Origin of the sequence: Amycolatopsis sp. EV170708-02-1, assembly GCF_022479115.1 — a bacterium.
Taxonomy (GTDB): Bacteria; Actinomycetota; Actinomycetes; order Mycobacteriales; family Pseudonocardiaceae; genus Amycolatopsis.
Genome location: NZ_CP092497.1, coordinates 275672 through 296812, shown reverse-complemented (window position 1 = coordinate 296812; position 21141 = coordinate 275672). Strand labels below are relative to the sequence as shown.

Below are 21141 nucleotides of genomic sequence, written 5' to 3'. Positions count from 1 at the left end.
CAAGACTCCCAGCATCGTCTCGCGCCGCGGCCCAGGTCAAGAGGGGTTTTCTGCCCTAGCGCGTCGGGGCGGACAGCTGCTCTTCGAAGTCGCTTTCGAGCACGGGGAGGAAGTCCGCGAGGTTGGGCAGCACGTAGAACTGATCCTCTCGGATGGCCGTGACGGTCATCCGCGCCACGTGTTCGGCCGGCATGCCCTGGTGATGCGATTCGCGCGCGTGCGCGGCCAGCGCGGCCGGGCCGTCGGCGAGATGCTCGACCTCGCCCGGCCGCGGTGTGTTCGGATCCATGTTGCTCACCACCGGCCCGGGGCACAGCAGGCTCACGCCGACCGGGGTGCCGGAGAGTTCGGCCCGGAGTGACCTCGTCAGCCCGACGACCGCGTGCTTGGCCGCCGTGTAGGGGGCGATGTACGGCACCTGGGCCAGGCCGCCGACCGACGAGGTGTTGACCAGGTGGCCGGGCTCGCCGTGCGCGAGCAGCCGGGGCGTGAAGGAGCGGATCCCGTGCACCACGCCCCAGAACGCGACATCGAGCACCCACCGCCAGTCCTCCAGCGGGACCTCCCACGAGAGGCCCATCCGCGAAACGCCCGCGTTGTTGCAGACCACGTGTACCGCGCCGAATTCGGTCGTCACCGCTTCGGCGAAACGTTCGACGGCCGCGGCGTCGCGGACGTCGGTGGGCACGGCCAGTGCTTGCCCGCCGTGGGCGCGGACGGCGTCGGCGGTGCCGGTGAGACCGGCGGTGTCCACGTCGGCGATCGCCACGTGCATCCCCTGTGCCGCGAACTCGACGGCCAGCGCGCGCCCGATGCCGCTCGCCGCGCCGGTGACGGCGGCAATTCTTCCCCGCAATTCCCGCATGATTTCTCCCCTGGATTGGCGCGAAGACTTTAGTCGGCGATCCTGCCACAAGCGGCGAGGCGGAGAAATGGTCCGCCCGCACGAGGGCCTGGGGGCTCCCGGCGGCGAAAGTGCTGGTAGGCGCGCTGTATCGAGTTCTTGTAGGGGCGCTTCAACGGCCCTCTAGGGGTGCTTTGGGGGTGACGTTGGGGTGATTCCTTCCCCGCGGGCGCCAGTAGCCTCGAAATTCGGGAGCCGTGCGAGTGTGCCTGGGGCGCATTTTCGCCAATTCGTTCCGAAAGACTGGGGAAGATGGACTTTCTGACGCAGGTCGGTGTCGGTACTGATGATTCGATCGCCATTGTCGGGCTGTCCTGCCGGTTGCCCGGCGCGCCCGGGGTGAGCGAGTTCTGGCGGTTGCTGCGCGAGGGCGCGGACGCGATCTCCGCGGTGCCCGCGGACCGCTGGGACGTGGACGAGGCGGGCCGGGTTCCCGTCGAGCGGGGCGGTTTCCTCGACCGGGTCGACGAATTCGATCCGGCGTTCTTCGGGATCTCGCCACGGGAAGCCGCGGCGATGGACCCCCAGCAGCGCCTCATGCTCGAACTGAGCTGGGAGGCGCTCGAGGACGCCGGGATCGTGCCCGCCGGCCTGGCCGGCACGAACGCGGGCGTGTTCGTCGGCGCGACCGCGAGCGACTATGCCGCGCTGGCGAACCTGCGCGGCACGGAGGCCATCGGGCCGCACACCTTGACCGGGCTCAACCGCGGCATCCTCGCCAACCGGATCTCCTTCACCCTCGGTGTCAACGGCCCGAGCCTGACCGTCGACACCGCCCAGTCCTCCTCGCTCGTCGCCGTGCACCTGGCCTGCGAGAGCCTGCGCAACGGTGAGTCCACTGTGGCCATCGCCGGTGGCGTGAACCTGAACCTGGCGCCGGAGAGCACGATCGGGGCCGCGAAGTTCGGCGCGCTGTCACCGGATGGCAGGTGCTTCACCTTCGACGCCAGGGCCAACGGCTACGTCCGCGGTGAAGGCGGCGCGGTCGTCGTACTCAAGCCGTTGTCCGTCGCGATCGCCGACGGCGACGAGGTCCACTGCGTCATCCGGGGAAGCGCGGTCAACAACGACGGCGCGACCCCCGGCCTCACCGTGCCGGACGCCGCCGCCCAGGAGCAGGCCGTCCGTCTCGCCTGCGAGCGCGCCGGAGTGCGGCCGGAGGAGGTCCAGTACGTCGAACTGCACGGGACCGGCACCCGGCTCGGCGACCCGATCGAGGCCTCGGCGCTCGGCGCGGCGTTGGGACGGCATCGCCCGGACGGCTCGCCGCTGCTCGTCGGCTCGGCGAAGACGAACGTGGGCCATCTGGAGGCGGGCGCGGGCATCACCGGGCTGGTGAAGACCGCGCTCAGCATCAGGCACCGGGAACTGCCCGCCAGCTTGAACTTCGAGACGCCGAACCCCGCGATCCCGCTGGAGCGGCTCAACCTGTCCGTGCAACGGTCGCTGTCCGCCTGGCCCCGGCCCGACGCGCCCTTGGTGGCGGGGGTCTCGTCGTTCGGCATGGGCGGCACGAACTGCCACGTGGTGTTGTCCGACGCCCCGCAGCCCCAGCATTCCGGCGAGCCGCGTACCGCGCTGGACATCGTGCCCTGGCTGGTTTCCGGGGTGGGGGACCAGGCGCTCGGTGCGCAGGCCGCCCGGTTGTGGGAGCACGCCGAGGCGCTCGATCCCGTGGACGTGGGCTTGTCCCTGGCCACCACCCGTTCGGCGCACAGCCATCGGGCCGTCGTGCTCGGCGCCGATCGGTCCGAATTGGACAGTGGACTGGCCGCGCTCGTCGCCGGGACACCGTCCGCGCAGGTCGTGCGCGGCCGGGTCGTCGCGGATGGGCGGTTGGGTTTCCTGTTCGCTGGTCAGGGTTCGCAGCGGGTGGGGATGGGTCGTGATTTGTCGGCGCGGTTCCCGGTGTTCGCTGAGGCTTTCGATGAGGTGTGTGCTCGGTTCGGGTCGTTGGTGTTGGGCGATGATCGGTTGCATCGGACGGAGTTCACGCAGCCGGGGTTGTTCGCGTTCGAGGTGGCGTTGTGTCGGTTGCTGGAGTCGTGGGGTGTTGTCGCGGATGTGCTCGTCGGGCATTCGATCGGTGAGCTCGCGGCGGCGTATGTGGCCGGTGTGTGGTCGCTGGATGATGCCTGCCGGGTGGTGGGTGCGCGTGGTCGTTTGATGCAGGCGCTGCCGGAAGGCGGCGCGATGGTGGCGGTGCAGGCGTCGGAGGCGGAAGTGGTTCCGCTGGTGACCGAAGGCGCGGGTATCGCGGCGGTGAACGGCCCGATGTCGGTGGTGGTGTCCGGCGAGGAGAACGCGGTCGCCGGGGTCGCGGCGGAGTTCGCGGATCGTGGCCGCAAGGTGAAGCGGTTGCGGGTGAGTCATGCGTTCCACTCGCCGCTGATGGAGCCGATGCTGGCGGAATTCCGTCGTGTGCTTGAGGAAGTGGAGTTCCGGACACCGTCGAAGGTGATCGTGTCGAACCTGTCCGGCGCGGTGGCGAGGGAGGAGCTGTGCTCGCCGGAGTATTGGGTGCGGCATGTGCGTGAGCCGGTCCGGTTCGCCGACGGCGTGATCGCGGCCGAGGCTTGGGGCGCCGGCACCTTCCTGGAGATCGGGCCGGACGGCACCCTGAGTTCGATGGCACGCGAGTGCCTCGCCGGCGCCGACGTCGCGATCCACCCCGCCCAGCGGGCGGACCGGCCGGAGGTGCGGACACTGGTCACGGCGGTCGCCGGGCTGCACGTCCGCGGCGCCACCGTCGAGTGGGCGAAGCTGTTCGAGGGCAGCGGCGCCCGCCGGGTGGCCTTGCCGACCTACGAATTCCAGCGGCAGCGGTACTGGTTCGACGGCCCGGCCACGACCGCGCCCCGGCCCGCCGAGGACGGATCGCCGTTGCGGCAGCGGCTTTCGGGACTGTCCGAAGTGGAACAGGACCGGTTGCTGCTCGACCAGGTGCACACCCACGTCGCCGCGGTGCTCGGCCACGCCGCGACAGACACCGTGGACACCGAGCTGACGTTCAAGGATCTCGGCTTCGATTCGCTGACCGCGGTCGAACTCCGCGACGCGCTGGCCGAGCTGACCGGGCTGTCGCTGCCCGCCGCGTTGCTGTTCAACCATCCGACACCGGCGGCGCTCGTCCGCCATCTGCGGGCCGAGCTCACCGAAGCCCCGCGCGACACCGCCACGGTGGTGCGCGGCTCCGCGGACGAGCCGATCGCGATCGTGGGGATGGGCTGCCGGTTCCCCGGCGGCGTGACCACCCCGGACGAGCTGTGGCGGCTCGTGCTCGACGGCCGGGACGCGATCGGTGGTTTCCCCGCCGACCGCGGCTGGGACCTCGAAGGCCTGTACGACCCGGATCCGGAACGCAGCGGCAAAACCTACACGCGTGAAGGCGGATTCCTCTACGACGCCGGCGATTTCGACCCGGTGTTCTTCGGGATCAGTCCGCGCGAAGCCACCGCGATGGACCCGCAACAACGGCTCCTGCTCGAGACCTCCTGGGAAGCACTGGAACGGGCGGGCATCGACCCGCGAGCGCTGCGCGGCAGCGACACCGGAGTCTTCGTCGGCGCGATGGCCCAGGACTACGGTCCCCGGCTGCACGAGGGGCTCGAAGGATACGAGGGCTACTCGTTGACGGGCAGCACGGTCAGCGTCGCCTCCGGCCGGATTTCCTACACACTCGGGTTTTCCGGCCCGGCCGTGACCGTCGACACGGCGTGCTCCTCTTCGCTGGTCGCCCTGCACCTGGCGGCCAAGGCACTGCGCGACGGCGAATGCTCGCTCGCGGTCACCGGCGGGGTGGCGGTGCTCGCGACCCCGGGCATGTTCGTCGAGTTCAGCAGGCAGCGCGGGCTGGCCGCGGACGGGCGCTGCAAGGCCTTCGCCGCCGCGGCGGACGGCACCGCGTGGTCCGAGGGCGCCGGAATGGTCGTGCTGGAAAGGCTTTCGGACGCGCGGCGCAACGGCCACCCGGTGCTGGCGGTCATCCGCGGTTCCGCCGTCAACCAGGACGGCACGAGCAACGGGCTCACCGCGCCCAACGGACCCGCGCAGGAGCAGGTGATCCGGCAGGCGCTCGCCCGTTCGGGTGTCACCGCGGCCGACGTCGACGTCGTCGAAGCGCACGGCACGGGAACCGCGCTCGGTGACCCGATCGAGGCGCAGGCGCTGCTGGCCACCTACGGCCAGGACCGCGAAACCCCGCTGTGGCTCGGTTCGCTGAAGTCGAACATCGGTCACGCGCAGGCGGCCGCCGGGGTCGGCGGGGTGATCAAGATGGTGATGGCACTGCGCGCAGGTACCCTGCCGAAGACCCTGCACGTGGACGAGCCCTCCCCGCATGTCGACTGGTCCGCGGGAGCGGTGTCGCTGCTGACCGAGAACCGCGACTGGGCCGACACCGGCCGCGGCCGCCGGGCGGGCGTTTCGTCCTTCGGCATCAGCGGGACCAACGCCCACCTCATCCTCGAAGCCGCTCCCGAACCCCCGGCACCGCTGCCGCGGACGGAGGGTCTGCTGGCATGGCCGATCTCCGCGCGGACGGGCCAGGCTCTGCGCGACCAGGCCGCCCGGCTGCTCGGCGTGACCGGCGCGCATCCGGCGGACGTCGCGGTCTCGCTGGCTGCCCGGCCGGGATTCGACACGCGCGCGGTGGTCGTCGGCGACCGCGACGAACTCGAGGCGGGCTTGCGGGCGCTCGCCGCCGGCGAACCCGACGGCCTGGTCGTCGAAGGCGTCGCGGGCCGGCGCGACAAGCCGGTGTTCGTCTTCCCCGGCCAGGGCTCGCAATGGTGCGGTATGGCGGTCGAGCTGATGGAGACCTCGCCGGTGTTCGCGGACAAGCTGCGGGACTGCGAGGCGGCCTTCGAGCCGTACGTGGACTGGCGGCTCACCGAGGCGCTTCGCAGCGCCGAGGCACTCGAACGGGTCGACGTCGTGCAGCCCGCGCTGTTCGCGGTGATGGTGTCGCTCGCCGAGTTGTGGCGGTCGCTCGGGATCCGCCCGGCCGCCGTGATCGGACATTCCCAGGGCGAGATCGCGGCCGCGCACGTGGCGGGCGCGCTGAGCCTGGCGGACGCGGCCAAGATCGTGACCCTGCGCAGCCAGGCGCTGTCCGCGCTGGCGGGCAAGGGCGGCATGGTCTCGGTGCCGCTCCCGGTGGACGAGGTGCGCGCCCGGATCGAGGGCAAGGGGGACCGGGTCGGCGTCGCGACGATCAACGGTCCGGCCTCCACCGTGGTCGCGGGCGAACCGGAAGCGCTGGCCGAAGTACTCGCCGAATGCGCGCGCGACGGTGTCCAGGCCAAGGCGATCCCGGTGGACTACGCCTCCCACTCGCCGCAGGTCGACGCCATCCACGACACCCTCATGGCCGCGCTGGCCGGAATCACGGCGCGGCCCGGCGAGATCCCCTTCTACTCCACCGTCACCGGCGCCCGGATCGACACCGCGGAGCTGGACACCGGGTACTGGTTCCGCAACCTGCGGCACACCGTCCGCTTCGAGCAGACCGTCCGCGCGCTGCTCGACGACGGCCACGACGCCTTCGTCGAGGTCAGCCCGCACCCCGTGCTGACCGTCGGGGTGCAGGAGACGATCGGCGACCACGGCGCGCCCGCCGTCGTCCTCGGCTCGCTGCGCCGCGAAGACGGTGGCAGGCGGCGGTTGCTGACCTCGATGGCCGAAGCGCACGTCGCCGGTCTCGCGGTGGACTGGACCGCGGTGCTGTCCGGCAATCACGTCGAACTGCCCACCTACGCCTTCCAGCACGAACGGTATTGGCTCGAAGCACCCGCCTCGGCGTCCGCCGACGTCGAACTGTGGGACGCGGTCGACAGCGAGGATCTCGACGCGCTGGCCGCCGTGGTCGAGCACGCGGACCGGGACGAACTCGCGGCCGCGCTGCCCGTGCTCTCCGCCTGGCGCCGTCGTGCCGGCGGCCGGTCCACGACCGACGCTTGGCGTTACGTGGTGACCTGGAAGCCGGTCACCGAGCCCACGACCGCGACGCTGCCCGGCATCTGGCTGGTCGTGGCGCCGCCCACGCACGCCACTTCGCCGCTCGACGACGCCGAAGTCGTGATCGTGGAACCCGGCGAGGGCCGGGAACGGCTCGCCCGGCGGCTCGCCGGACGCGAAGTGACCGGTGTGCTGTCCTTGCTCGAAGACCCGGCCGACACCGTGACCTTGGTCCAGGCACTCGGAGACACCGGGATCGCCGCGCCGCTCTGGTGCGTCACCAGGGGCGCGGTGTCCACCGGCCCCGGTGACGAGGTGACCGATCCGGCGCAGGCCCGGCTGTGGGGGCTCGGCCAGGTCGTCGCCCAGGAACATCCGGAACGCTGGGGCGGCCTGATCGATCTGCCGGTGGACGCCGACGATCGGCTGTGGCGGCGGGTGCGCTCGGTTCTGGCCTGGCGCAAGGAAGACCAAGTCGCCCTGCGCGGCTCCGGACTGTTCGCCAGGCGGCTCGCGCACGCGACGACACCGGCCGCGGCGACGGCCTGGGTCCCGCGCGGCACGGTGCTCGTCACCGGTGGCACCGGCGCGCTGGGCGGTCACGTCGCGCGGTGGCTGGCCGCCTCCGGCGCCGAGCACATCGTGCTGGCGGGCAGGCGAGGGCCCGCCGCGCCCGGTGCGGAGGAGCTGCGCGACGAACTGATCGGGCTCGGCGCACGGGTGACGCTGGCCGCCTGCGACGCGGCCGACCGGGACGCGCTCTCCGCGCTGCTGGACACCGTCACCCCGAACGCGGTCATCCACACCGCGGGCGTGCTGGACGACGGCATCATCGACACGCTGACCCCGGAACGGCTCGCCGGGGTCGCCCGGCCGAAGGTCACCGCGGCCGAGAACCTGCACGAGCTCACCGCGCATCTCGACCTCGACGCGTTCGTGCTGTTCTCGTCCGTCATCGGGGTGCTGGGCAACGGCGGCCAGGCCGCGTACGCCGCCGCCAACGCCTACCTCGACGCCCTCGCCCGGCACCGCCGCGGCCTCGGCCTGCCCGCGCTGTCCGTGGCGTGGGGCATCTGGGCGGGCGGCGGCATGGTGGACGGTTCCATCGAGGACCGGATGGGCGGACGAGGCCTCCCCGGGATGGCGCCGGATCGCGCGATCGCCGGCCTTCAGGACGCGCTGAGCCGCGGCGACGACTGCGTGGTCATCGCCGACGTGCGCTGGGACCGGTTCGCTCCCGCGTTCACCGCCGCCAGGGCGAGCTCGCTGATCGGTGACCTGCCGGAGGTGGCCGGGCAGTCGGACGGACAGCAAGCGGGGCTGCCGGAGCAGCTGGCCGGGCTCGGCGAGGCGGAGCAGCTCCGGGTTCTGGTCGACCTGGTCCGCGCGCACGCGGCATCGACGCTGCGGCACCAGGACGCCGGATCCGTCGACACCACCCGCGCGTTCCGGGAGATCGGCTTCGACTCCCTGACCGTGGTCGAGCTGCGCAACCGGCTGGCCGCCGCCACCGGGCTGCGGCTGCCGTCGACCGTCCTGTTCGACCACCCGACGGTGACCTCGTTGGCCGCGTACCTCCGTGACGCGCTCGTGGGCGCCGAGCAGACGGCCGCACCGGTCGTGGTCAGCCGGGGACCGGCCGACGAGCCGATCGCGATCATCGGGATGGGCTGCCGGTTCCCCGGCGGCGTGACCGATCCCGACGAGCTCTGGGAACTGCTGGTCGCCGAACGCGACGTCGTCGGCGATCTTCCGGACGACCGCGGCTGGGACGTGGCCGGGTTGTACGACCCGGATCCGGACGCCCAGGGCAAGTCCTATGTCCGCGAAGGCGGCTTTCTCTACGACGCGGCGGATTTCGACGCCGAGTTCTTCGGGATCTCGCCGCGAGAGGCGCTGACGATCGATCCGCAGCAGCGGCTGCTGCTGGAGACGTCCTGGGAGACGATCGAGCGGTCCGGGATCGACCCGGTGTCGTTGCGCGGCAGCCGTACCGGGGTCTTCGCCGGGATGGTGTACCAGGATTACGGCTCCCGCCTGCACGAGGCCCCGAGGGCCTGGAGGGTTTCCTCGTCACCGGAAAGTCGTCCAGCGTCGTCTCCGGCCGGGTCGCCTACAGCCTCGGCCTGGAGGGACCCGCGGTCACGGTCGACACCGCCTGCTCGTCTTCGCTGGTCACCCTTCACCTGGCCGCGCAGGCGCTGCGGCAGGGCGACTGTTCGCTGGCGCTGGCCGGTGGCACGACGGTGATGGCCGCGCCCGGCATGTTCATCGAGTTCAGCAGGCAGCGCGGGCTCGCTCCCGACGGCCGGTGCAAACCCTTCGCCGCCGCGGCCGACGGAACGGCATGGGGCGAGGGCGCGGGCATGGTGTTGCTTGAGCGGCTGTCCGACGCGCGCCGCAACGGGCATCCGGTGCTGGCGGTGCTGCGGGGATCGGCGATCAACCAGGACGGCGCGTCCAACGGGCTGACCGCGCCGAGCGGGCCGTCCCAGCGGCGGGTGATCATGGACGCGCTGGCGAACGCCGGTCTGTCCACAGTGGACGTGGATGCGGTGGAGGCGCACGGCACGGGTACCACGCTGGGTGACCCGATCGAGGCGCAGGCGCTGCTGGCCACCTACGGCCAGGACCGGGAAACGCCGCTGTGGCTCGGTTCGCTGAAGTCGAACATCGCCCACCCGCAGGCCGCCGCCGGCGTGGCGGGGGTCATCAAGATGGTGCTGGCACTGCGCCACGGCGTCCTGCCGAAGACGCTGCACGTCGACGAGCCTTCGTCGCATGTGGACTGGTCGGCGGGGAAGGTGTCGCTGCTGACCGAGTCGCGCCCGTGGCCGGAGACCGGCCGGGTCCGCCGCGCGGGGGTGTCGGCCTTCGGGGTCAGCGGGACCAACGCGCACGCCATCCTCGAACAGGCGCCCGCCGAAGAGACCGAGCTGCCGTCCGGCGAGGCGATGGTCCCGTGGCTGCTCTCCGCCAAGAGCGAGGCCGCGCTCCGGGAGCAGGCGGCCCGGCTCGACGCGTCCGTCCGGGACGAACGAGTGCTGGACGTCGGCTGGTCACTGCTCACCGGCAGGCCGGATTTCGAGTACCGCGCCGCGGTCGTGGCCGGCGACCGGGACGGATTCCAAGCCGGGGTGCGTGCCGTCGCCGACGGCGTGGGCGCGCCGGGGGTGGTGCGCGGTGTCGCGGCCGATCCGGGCAAGGTCGTGTTCGTGTTCCCCGGTCAGGGTTCGCAGTGGGCGGGGATGGGCCTGGAGTTGTACGAGTCTTCCCCGGTTTTCGCGTCGCGGCTGGACGAGTGCGCGGAGGCATTTTCGTCCTTTGTGGACTGGTCGCTTGTGGACGTTCTCGCTGACGAGGCCGCGTTGATGCGGGTCGATGTGGTGCAGCCGGTGTTGTGGGCGGTGATGGTGTCGTTGGCGGCGGTCTGGGAGTCCTATGGGGTTGTTCCGGACGCCGTGGTGGGGCATTCGCAGGGTGAGATCGCGGCTGCTTGTGTGAGTGGTGCGTTGTCGCTGGTCGATGGTGCGCGGGTGGTCGCGTTGCGCAGCAAGGCGATCACGGCCTTGGCCGGTCAGGGCGGCATGGTCTCCGTCGCGTTGCCTGCGGATGAGGTACGTGAACGGCTCGGCGAGTCGCTGTCGATCGCGGCGGTGAACGGTGCCGAGGCCACGGTGGTCTCGGGTGACGTCGCCGCGCTGGACGAGTTCATGGCGGCCTGTGGCCAGGACGGGGTTCGGGCGAAGCGGATCCCGGTGGATTACGCGTCGCATTCGGTCCAGGTGGAGCAGATCCGTGCCGAGTTGCTGGACGTTCTCGGCGCGGTTCGCCCGATGTCCGGCAGGGTCCCGTTGTTCTCGACGGTGTCGGGCGAGCTGACCGACGGTTCGGGCCTGGACGCCGCGTACTGGTACCGGAATCTGCGGCAGACGGTGGAGTTCGAGTACGCGGTCCGGTCGTTGTCGGGGCTGGGGTTCGGGGCGTTCGTGGAAGCGAGCGCGCATCCGGTGCTGACCATGGCCATCCAGCAGACCGCCGAAGACGCCGTGGCGCTCGGCACCCTTCGCCGGAACGAAGGCGGTCTGGGCCGTGTCCTGCTGTCGTTGGCCGAAGCGCACGTTCAGGGCGTCGAGGTCGACTGGGCGGACACGTTCGACGGTGGCCGGCGGGTCGATCTGCCCACGTATCCGTTCCAGCGGGAGCGGTTCTGGCTGGAGACCTCGTCCGCCACCCCGTCGGCCGTGCCGCGGGTACGCAAGCCCGAGGCGGCACCCTCGTCGGCCGCCCGGCTGACCGGGGCCTCGGACGCCGAGCGGGACCGGCGCCTGCTGCACCTGGTGCGCACCGAGGTCGCCGCGATCCTCGGGCACGCCGGGCCGGAGGCGGTCCGGTCCACCCGGGCCTTCGCCGAGGCGGGCTTCGACTCCTTGATGGCCTTGGAACTGCGTAACCGGCTCGGCGCCGCCACCGGTCTCAAACTGCCCACGTCGGCGGTCTTCGACCATGCCAACCCCGCGGCGATGGCGGAGTTCCTCGCCGCCGAGCTGGCGGGTGGTGCGGCGGACACGAGCGCCATCGTGGCCGGCGCCACCGACGAGCCGATCGCCCTGGTCGCGATGAGCTGCCGGTACCCGGGCGGCGTGCGGTCGCCGGAGGACCTGTGGCAACTGGTGCTCGAAGGCCGCGACGCCATCTCGGAGTTCCCCGTCGACCGCGGCTGGGACGTGGCCGGGCTGTACGACCCCGATCCGGACCGCGCGGGCCGGTCCTACGTCCGGCACGGCGGTTTCCTGCACGACGCGGCCGAATTCGATCCCGAGTTCTTCGGCATCTCGCCCCGCGAAGCCCTCGCCATGGATCCCCAGCAGCGGCTGCTCATGGAGACCGCGTGGGAAGTCCTGGAACGAGCGGGGATCGACCCCGGCACGGTGCGAGGCAGCCGATCCGGGGTGTTCGTGGGCACCGTCGGCCAGGACTACGGGCCGCGGATGCACGAGGCGGCGGACGGCGTCGAGGGCTACCTGATGACCGGCAACCTGTCGGCCGTCGCGTCCGGACGGATCGCCTACACCTTCGGTCTGGAGGGGCCCGCGGTCACGATCGACACGGCCTGCTCGTCGTCCTTGGTGGCGCTGCACTACGCCGCCCAGTCGCTGAGGCAGGGCGAGTGCTCGCTGGCGCTGGCGGGCGGGGCGGCGGTGATGGCGACGCCGGGTGTGTTCGTCGAATTCAGCAGGCAGCGCGGGCTCGCCCCCGACGGGCGCAGCAAGTCGTTCGGCGCCGGCGGCGACGGCACGAGCTGGGCCGAGGGCGTCGGCATGGTGTTGCTGGAGCGGCTGTCCGACGCCCGTCGCAACGGGCATCCGGTGCTGGCGGTGCTGCGCGGTTCGGCGATCAACCAGGACGGCGCGTCCAACGGGCTGACCGCGCCGAACGGCACGGCCCAGCAGCGGGTGATCCGGCAGGCGCTGGCCGCCGCGGGGCTGTCCGCGAACGACGTCGACGCGGTCGAAGCACACGGCACCGGCACCCGGCTGGGCGATCCGATCGAGGCCGAGGCGATCATCGCCACCTACGGCCAGGACCGGGATCACCCGCTGTGGCTGGGCTCGCTCAAATCCAACATCGGGCACACCCAGTCGGCGTCCGGAATCGGCGGCGTGATCAAGATGGTGCAGGCGATGCGGCACGGTGTCCTGCCGAGGACCCTGCACGCCGACGAGCCGACCCCGCAGGTGGACTGGTCCCGCGGCGATGTCCGGCTGCTCACCGACGCCGAGGAGTGGCCGGAGACGGGAAGGCCGCGCCGGGCGGGCATTTCCTCCTTCGGCGTGAGCGGGACGAACGCGCACGCGATCATCGAGGCCGTCGAGATCGCCGAGCCGGTTCCCGCGCCACACGTCGGTGCGCTGCCGCTGCTGGTGTCCGGCGCGGACGAGGGAGCGTTGCGGGAGCAGGCCGATCGCCTTCGTGCCCACCTCGGCACGCTCCCCGGACCCGGCCTGACCGACGTGGCGTTTTCGGCGGCGACCACCAGGGCGTCGCTGGAATACCGGGCGGTCGTCGTCGCGGATTCGACGGATCTGGCGCGCGAAGCACTGCAGTCGATCGGGCGCGCGGAGCAGCATCCGGCCGTCGTGACCGGAACCGAGACCGGCGCCGAGCACCGGATCGGGTTCCTGTTCGCCGGTCAGGGATCCCAGCGCGTCGGCATGGGACGTGAGCTCGCCGAGCGGTTCCCGGTCTTCGCCGCCGCCTTCGACGAGGTGTGCGAGCACTTCGGGGAGCTGATCGTCACCGACGACCGGCTGCACCGGACCGAGTTCACCCAGCCGGGGCTGTTCGCCTTCGAGGTGGCCCTCTACCGGTTGCTGGAGTCCTGGGGTGTCACGCCCGACGTGGTGGCCGGGCACTCCATCGGCGAGCTGGCCGCGGCATACGTCGCCGGGGTGTGGTCGCTGGCGGACGCCTGTCTGGTGGTGGGCGCGCGCGGCAGGCTGATGCAGGCGCTGCCCGAAGGCGGCGCGATGGTCGCCGTGCAGGCGGCGGAGGACGAGGTCACGCCGCTGCTGACCGGCGGCGTCGACATCGCCGCGGTGAACGGCCCCGACTCGGTGGTCGTCTCCGGCGAGGAGGAGGCGGTGCTCGCGGTCGCCGCGGCACTCGAAGCGCTGGGCCGCAAGACCAAACGCCTGCGGGTGAGCCACGCGTTCCACTCCGGGCTGATGGAGCCGATGCTGGACGACTTCCGCGAGGTGCTCGAACAAGTCGAGTTCCACGCGCCGGACAAGGTGATCGTGTCGAACCTGACCGGCCGGGTGGCGGGGGACGAGCTGTGCACCGCCGGCTACTGGCTCCGCCACGTCCGCGAGGCTGTCCGGTTCGGCGACGGGATCGCCGCGGCGGAAGCGGACGGCGTCACGGTGTTCGTCGAGATCGGCCCCGGAGGCGTGCTGGGCGGCCTCGCGACGGAGGCGGACGTGGTCACCGTGTCGCGTGACGGCCGTCCCGAGGTCGAGACGTTGCTGTCCGCGCTGGGCAGGCTCCATGTGCGCGGCGTTCCCGTCGCGTGGAGCCGGTTCTTCGACGGTACCGGCGCCAACCGAGTCGACCTGCCCACGTATCCCTTCCAGCGCAAGCACTATTGGCTCACGGCCGGGCCGACGGCCCGGGCGGCCGCGGACGAGTGGACCCACCGCGTGGTCTGGAAGCCACTGGCCGAACCGGTGGACCGCGACCTGACCGGGACGTGGCTGCTGGTCGTACCGGAGGGGCACACCGGCGACCCCGCCGTGGCCGGACTGCGCCGCGCGCTCGGCGGCACGCGGCTCACCGAGGTGGTGCTCACCGCCGCGGACACCGGGCGCGAAGCGGTCGCGGCCAAGGTCGCGACGGCCGGGATCGACGGCGTGGTCTCGCTGCTCGCGCTGGCGGGGGAGACCCTGCCCGGCCACCGGGCGCTGTCCACGGGGCTCGCCCTCACCACCGCGCTGATCCAGGCGCTGAGCGGGACCGAGATCCCGCTGTGGTGTGTCACGAGCGGGGCGACGGCGGCCGGCTCGCAGACGCCGCTTCACCCGGGACAAGCGGCGGTCTGGGGGCTCGGCAGCGTGCTCGCGCTCGAACACCCGGAACTCTGGGGCGGCCTGATCGACCTGCCGGAGCAGCCGGACGAGCGGACGTGGGACCGCCTGCGTGCCGTCATCGCCGACGGCGAGGAGGACCAGATCGCCATCCGTTCGTCGGTGCTGGCCAAACGGCTCGTGCCCGGTGCGCCCGCGAGAGACGAGAGCTGGCGGCCTCGGGGCACGGTCCTGGTCACCGGTGGCACGGGCGCGCTCGGCGCGCAGGTCGCCCGATCACTGGCGTCCCAAGGCGCCGAGCATCTCGTCCTGACCAGCAGGCAGGGACCGGACGCGCCGGGAGCGGCCGAGCTGACGGCCGAGCTGGGCGGGCTCGGCGTCCAGGTGACGGTCGCCGCCTGCGACGTCACCGACCACGACTCGCTGGCCGCGCTCGTCGGGCGGCTGCCGGAGCTCGACGCGGTCGTGCACACGGCGGGGGTGCTCGACGACGGCGTGATCGACTCGCTGTCACCGGCCCGGCTCGACGAGGTGCTCGCGCCCAAGATCGCCGCGACGATCGAATTGCACGAGCTGACGCGCGGGTTCGACCTGTCCGCGTTCGTGCTGTTCTCCTCGGCCGCGGGCACGCTGGGCAACGCCGGACAGGGCAACTACGCCGCCGCGAACGCCTTCCTGGACGCCTTCGCCCAGTACCGGCACGGGCTCGGCCTCCCGGCGACCACCGTGGCGTGGGGCGCCTGGGCGGGGGCGGGCATGGCGGCCGACGCCACCGCGGCCGAGCGGCTGCGGCGCGACGGCGTTTCGCCGATGGAGCCGGATCGGGCGCTCGACGCCCTGTGGCGCGCCGCCGGGCAGGACGACCCGTTCGCCGTCGTCGCCGACATCGACTGGGCGCGTTTCGCCGGCGGACTGTCCCGCCCGAACCGGCTGTTGCTGGACCTGCCGAACGTGCGGACGGCGCACGGCGAGCCGGAATCCTTGCTGGACCGGCTCACCGCGGCCGCACCCGCGGAACGACAGGCCATGCTGGTGCGCTTCGTGACCGAGAGCGCGGCCACCGTGCTCGGCCACTCGCCGGACTCGGTGCGGGCCGAGCGGGCGTTCAAGGACCTCGGCTTCGACTCGCTCACCGCCGTCGAGCTGCGCAACCGCTTGGCCACCGCGACCGGGGTGCGGCTGCCGGCCACGCTGGTCTTCGACCATCCGACGGCGGAGGCGCTCGCGGACCACTTGCGGGCCACGTTGCTGCCGGACGAGGACGACGGGCGGCCCGATCCGTTCACCGAGCTGGACCGGCTGGAGGCCGCGATGGCCGCGGCGGGCGACGAGGTCCGCGCGGGGGTGGCCGCCCGGCTCAACGGCCTGCTGGCCAGGTGGTCGGGTGCGCCGGTGGCCGCGAGCGACGTGTGGGACGCCGACCGGGACGAACTGCTCGATCTCATCGACAACGAACTCGGAGTGTCGGACTGATGGAAGACCCGAAACTGCTCGACTATCTCCGGCGGGTCACCGCCGAGCTCCAGTCGGTGAAGGAGCGCCTGCGGGCGGCCGAGGCCGCCGACCACGAGCCGATCGCGATCATCGGGATGAGCTGCCGCTTCCCCGGCGGCGTGCGATCCCCGGAAGACCTGTGGCGATTGCTCGCCGACGGTGTGGACGCCGTCGCCGAATTCCCGGAGGACCGCGGCTGGGACACCGGCGCGCTCCATCATCCCGATCCGGACCGCCGGGGCACGTCCTACGTGCGGGAGGGCGGTTTCCTCGACGACGTGGCGGGTTTCGACGCCGCGTTCTTCGAGATCTCGCCCCGCGAGGCGCTCGCGATGGATCCGCAGCAACGGTTGCTGCTGACGGCCGCCTGGGAGGCGGTCGAGCGGGCCGGGATCGCGCCGCGGTCGTTGCGCGGCAGCCGGACCGGCGTCTTCGCGGGCACGAACGGCCAGGACTACCCGGCGTTGCTGGACGGGGCCGCGCAAGACGTCGAGGGGTACGCCGGCACCGGCAACGCGGCGAGCGTGTTCTCCGGCCGCGTCGCCTACACCCTCGGGCTGGAGGGCCCGGCGCTCAGCGTCGACACCGCGTGCTCGTCCTCGCTCGTCGCCTTGCATCTCGCGTGCCAGTCGTTGAGGCAGCGGGAGTGTTCGCTCGCGCTGGCGGGCGGCGCGACGGTGATGGCCACCCCCGGCACGTTCGTCGAGTTCAGCCGCCAGCGCGGACTGGCGGAAGACGGGCGCTGCAAGGCGTTCGCGGACGCGGCCGACGGCACCGGCTGGGGCGAGGGCGTGGGCGTGCTGTTGCTGGAGCGGTTGTCGGATGCGCGTCGTAATGGGCATCCGGTGTTGGCGGTGGTGCGGGGTTCGGCGGTGAATCAGGATGGTGCGTCGAATGGTTTGACGGCGCCGAATGGTCCTTCGCAGCGTCGGGTGATTGTTGCGGCGTTGGCGAATGCGGGTCTTTCGGCGGCGGATGTCGATGCGGTGGAGGCGCATGGCACGGGTACGACGTTGGGTGATCCGATCGAGGCGCAGGCGTTGCTGGCGACGTATGGGCAGAGCCGCGAGCAACCGTTGTGGCTGGGTTCGGTGAAGTCGAATCTCGGTCATACGCAGGCGGCGGCCGGGGTCGCGGGTGTGATCAAGATGGTTCAGGCGATGCGGAATGGTGTGTTGCCGAAGACGTTGCATGTGGATGAGCCTTCGTCGCATGTGGATTGGTCGGCGGGGAAGGTGTCGTTGCTGACCGAGTCCCAGCCCTGGCCGGAGGTGGATCGTCCGCGTCGTGCTGGTGTGTCGTCGTTCGGGGTGAGCGGGACCAACGCCCATGTGCTCCTGGAACAGGTTCCCGCCGAGCAGTCAGAACCCTCCACTGTGGACTCGGCTGCGCCCTTGGTGATTTCGGCGAAGAGTGAAGCGGCGCTGCGCGAGGCGGCCCGACAGCTCGTTCCGGCACTCGACAGTGGTATCGCGGACGTCGGTTTCTCGCTCGTCTCGACCCGCTCGGAGTGGGACCACCGGGCGGTGGTGGCCGAGGCAGACGGGCTCATGGCGCTGGCATCGGGGCACGAGGTTCCCGGTGTGGTGCGGGGAATCGCGGGCACCCGGGGCAAGGTCGCCTTTGTCTTCCCCGGTCAGGGTTCGCAGTGGGCGGGGATGGGGCTGGAGCTGTATGAGTCTTCTCCGGTTTTCGCGTCACGGTTGGATGAGTGTGCGGAGGCTCTTTCGTCCTTTGTGGACTGGTCGTTGCCGGATGTGCTTGGTGATGAGGCCGCGTTGATGCGGGTTGATGTGGTTCAGCCGGTGTTGTGGGCGGTGATGGTGTCGTTGGCGGCGGTGTGGGAGTCCTATGGGGTTGTTCCGGACGCTGTGGTGGGGCATTCGCAGGGTGAGATCGTGGCGGCGTGTGTGAGTGGTGCTCTGTCGTTGTCGGATGGTGCTCGGGTGGTTGCGTTGCGGAGTAAGGCGATCACGGCTCTGGCTGGTCGGGGCGGGATGGTGTCGGTCGCGTTGCCGGTTGATGAGGTGCGCGGTCGTTTGGTCGAGGGTTTGTCTGTGGCGGCGGTGAATGGTTCGTCGGCGACGGTGGTGTCGGGTGATGTCGCGGCGCTGGACGAGCTGATGGCCGTGTGCGAGCGGGATGGGGTTCGGGCGAAGCGGATTCCGGTGGATTACGCGTCGCATTCGGTTCAGGTGGAGCAGATCCGTGCCGAGTTGCTGGACGTTCTAGCTGGGGTTGTTCCGGTGGCGGGTCGGGTTCCGTTGTTCTCCACCGTCACCGGTGAGTTGGTCGATGGTTCGGGTTTGGATGCGGCGTACTGGTATCGGAATCTGCGGCAGACGGTGGAGTTCGAGCATGCGATCAGGTCGTTGTCGGAGCAGGGTTTCGGTGTGTTCGTGGAAACGAGCGCGCATCCGGTCTTGACGATGGCGATTCAGCAGACCGCGGAAGACGCGGTGGCTGTTGGCACTCTTCGTCGTGATGACGGCGGTCTGGATCGGGTGCTGTTGTCGCTGGGTGAGGCGTACGTTCAGGGTGTCGATGTCGACTGGACACCGGCTTTCACCGGAGCGCATCGCGTCGACCTCCCCACCTATCCGTTCCAGTACGAGCGGTTCTGGCCGACCGGCTCCGGCGGCGATGTGGACGGTCTCGACGTGATCGCCGAGCTGCCCGACGGCGGTGTCGTCCTCGCCTGCCGGCTCGGGGTTCAGCCCTGGTACGCCGAGCACGTCCTCGGCGGCTCGGTCGTGCTGCCCGGCACCGCGTTCCTCGAACTCGCGGTGAGAGCGGGTGACGCGGCGGGATGCGGCCGGGTCGACGAGCTCACCCTGGAGACGCCGCTGGTGCTGCCCGAGCACGGCGCGGTCGAGGTCCAGGTCGTGGTCGGCCCGGAAAGCGAGACCAGGCGGATCGAGGTCCGCTCCCGGAAGCCGGACCTCACCGGATGGACCCGGAACGCCACCGGTGTGCTCGGCCGAGGCGGAGCGGAACGTCCGGCGGCCGAGCCTTGGCCGCCGCCGGGAGCGGACCGGCTGCCGGTCGACAGCGCACCCGCCGGTGTACGTGCCTTGTGGCAGCGCGGGGACGAGGTGTTCGCGGAGGTCGCACTGGCGGGGGAGGAGCGGGCCGCGGCCGAGCGGTTCGGGCTGCACCCCGCGCTGCTCGACACCGGCCTCGCGGCGATGGCCGTGGTCAACGGCCACGAAGACCGGCGCCCCTTCGAATGGAACGGTTTCACCCTGCACGCCACGGGCGCGGCCACGGTGCGTCTGCGGCTGAGCCCGGCGGGGGTGGACAAACTGGCCGTCCTCGCCACCGACGTCACCGGCGCTCCGGTCGCCACGGTCGACTCCTTGGTGTCCCGGCCGGTTTCGGCGGGCGTGCCCGACCGGCAGGAATCACTGTTCGTCCTCGAATGGACCGAGGTCGCCGACGTGAGCCCGGCCGAGGACGCGGCGGCGGAGATCACCATCGCCTCCTGCGACCAGCCACCCGGCGACCTGGGCGCGGTGACCCACCAGGTCGCGCGGCAGGCCCTGCGGCTGCTGCAGGATTGGCTCGCCGCGGACCGCCGGGGAACGCTCGCCGTCGTCACCCGCGGCGCGGTACTGGACACGCCCGCCCCCGCGGCGGCGACGGTATGGGGCCTGGTCCGCTCCGCACAGCGGGAACACCCCGGACGGTTCGTGCTGGTCGACACGGACGGCCACGAGGACTCGCTCCGGATGCTGCCCGCCGCGGCGGCACTGGGCGAACCCGAGGTCGCGTTGCGGGCCGGTGCCGTGTTCCGGCCCCGGCTGACCAGCGCCGGACAGTCCGCCGAGGCGGCCCCGTTCACCGGCACGGTCCTGGTGACCGGATCCGCGGAAGGCCTCGGCGGGCTCGTCGCCCGGCACCTGGCCGCCGAGCACGGCGTGCGGCACCTGGTGTTCGTCAGCCGACGGGGCGAGGACGCCGACGGCGTGACCGAATTGCGGCAGGAGCTCACCGGCTCGGGCGCACAGGTGACGGTGGCCGCCTGCGACGTCGCGGACCGCTCCGCGCTGGCGGCATTGCTCGCGCGGACCGGACCGCTGAGTGCCGTCGTGCACACGGCGGCCGTGCTCGAAGACGGCATGCTCACCTCGCTCACCGCCGACGGTCTCGACCGGGTGCTGCGCGCCAAGGTCGACGCCGTGCTCAACTTCCACGAGCTGGCAGGCGATCTCGACGCCTTCATCGTGTTCTCCTCCGCCGCCGGCACCTTCGGCGGGCCGGGGATGGGCAGCTACGCGGCGGCGAACGCCTTCCTCGACGCGTTCATGCGGCACCGCCGCGCCGCCGGACTGCCCGGCCAGTCGCTGGCGTGGGGGCTCTGGGCGCGGACCGGCGGGATGGCGGGCAGGCTCGGCGCGGCCGACCTCGCCCGGATGGGCCGTGACGGCGTCGCGGCGATGTCCGAGACCGAGGGGCTCGCGCTCTTCGACGCGGCTTGCCGGTCGGACGCGGACGTGGTGCTGCCGATCCGGCTGGACACCACGGTGCTGCGCGAGCAGGCGGACGAACTTCCCTTGCTGCTGCGCGGATTGGTGCCGCGACGGGCGCGACGGGCGGAGGCCGCCGCGGAAGACGACCCCGGATTCGCCCGGCGGCTGGCCGGGCTGTCCGGACCGGAACAGGAAAGCGTGCTGCTCGACCTGGTCCGGCGGCACGCCTCGGCGGTGCTCGGACACGCGAACCCTCGCGCGATCGCCGCGGACCAGGCGTTCAAGGAGCTGGGCTTCGACTCGCTCACCGGCATCGACCTGCGCAACCGGCTCGCCGCCGCGACCGGTGTCCGGCTGAGCGCGACGCTGGTGTTCGACCATCCCACTCCGCGGGCGCTGGCGGACCAGCTCCGCGCGGAGCTGGTCGCGGACGAGCCCGCCCCGCTGACCGAGCTGCTCGACCGGCTCGAAAGCGCACTCGCGGCCGTCGAGCTGAGCGCGGCCGAGCGGGAGGACGTCGCCGTCCGGCTGCGCGGCGCCGCTTCGGCGGTCGCCGGTTCCTCCCCGGTGGCGGAGCGGATCGAAGCGGCCACCGACGACGAGTTGTTCGATCTCATCGACCGGAAGTTGGGCGCGCTGTGACGGCGAACGAAAGCAGGCTGCGGGACTACCTCAAGCGGGTCACGACCGAGTTGGACGACGCGCACGACCGGATCCGGGCACACGA

At 71.8% G+C, this 21141-nt stretch carries 3 protein-coding genes and 2 pseudogenes; 4 read left to right on the top strand and 1 reads right to left on the bottom strand.

The annotated features are described in order from the left end of the window. Positions 1–55: 55 nt before the first annotated feature. Positions 56–865: an SDR family NAD(P)-dependent oxidoreductase gene (locus MJQ72_RS01085; protein WP_240597119.1), complete on the bottom strand. Its 810-nt coding sequence runs from the start codon at positions 863–865 to the stop codon at positions 56–58. A gap of 291 nt (positions 866–1156) precedes the next feature. Between MJQ72_RS01085 and MJQ72_RS44990 the strand changes: the two are divergent. The 4 genes and pseudogenes from MJQ72_RS44990 to MJQ72_RS01070 all read left to right on the top strand — a co-directional run. Then, positions 1157–3985 (top strand): annotated as a pseudogene (locus MJQ72_RS44990) (type I polyketide synthase); the annotation flags it as partial. A gap of 141 nt (positions 3986–4126) precedes the next feature. Further along, positions 4127–8845, top strand: a pseudogene (locus MJQ72_RS44985) (type I polyketide synthase); the annotation flags it as partial. Continuing rightward, positions 8800–15921 carry an SDR family NAD(P)-dependent oxidoreductase gene (locus tag MJQ72_RS44575; protein WP_315860928.1) on the top strand — a complete coding sequence of 2374 codons (7122 nt, stop codon included), beginning with the start codon at positions 8800–8802 and terminating at the stop codon, positions 15919–15921. The pseudogene MJQ72_RS44985 and the gene MJQ72_RS44575, both read left to right, overlap by 46 nt. Further along, entirely contained in the window at positions 15918–21056 is a 5139-nt protein-coding gene (locus tag MJQ72_RS01070) for an SDR family NAD(P)-dependent oxidoreductase (protein ID WP_396427037.1), read from the top strand. Before MJQ72_RS44575 ends, MJQ72_RS01070 begins: the two co-directional genes overlap by 4 nt. Positions 21057–21141: the final 85 nt, after the last annotated feature.

Bases quoted from the DNA above. Each gene is read 5' to 3' on its own strand.
- MJQ72_RS01085 (WP_240597119.1), bottom strand. From the start codon at position 865: ATGCGGGAATTGCGGGGAAGAATTGCCGCCGTCACCGGCGCGGCGAGC.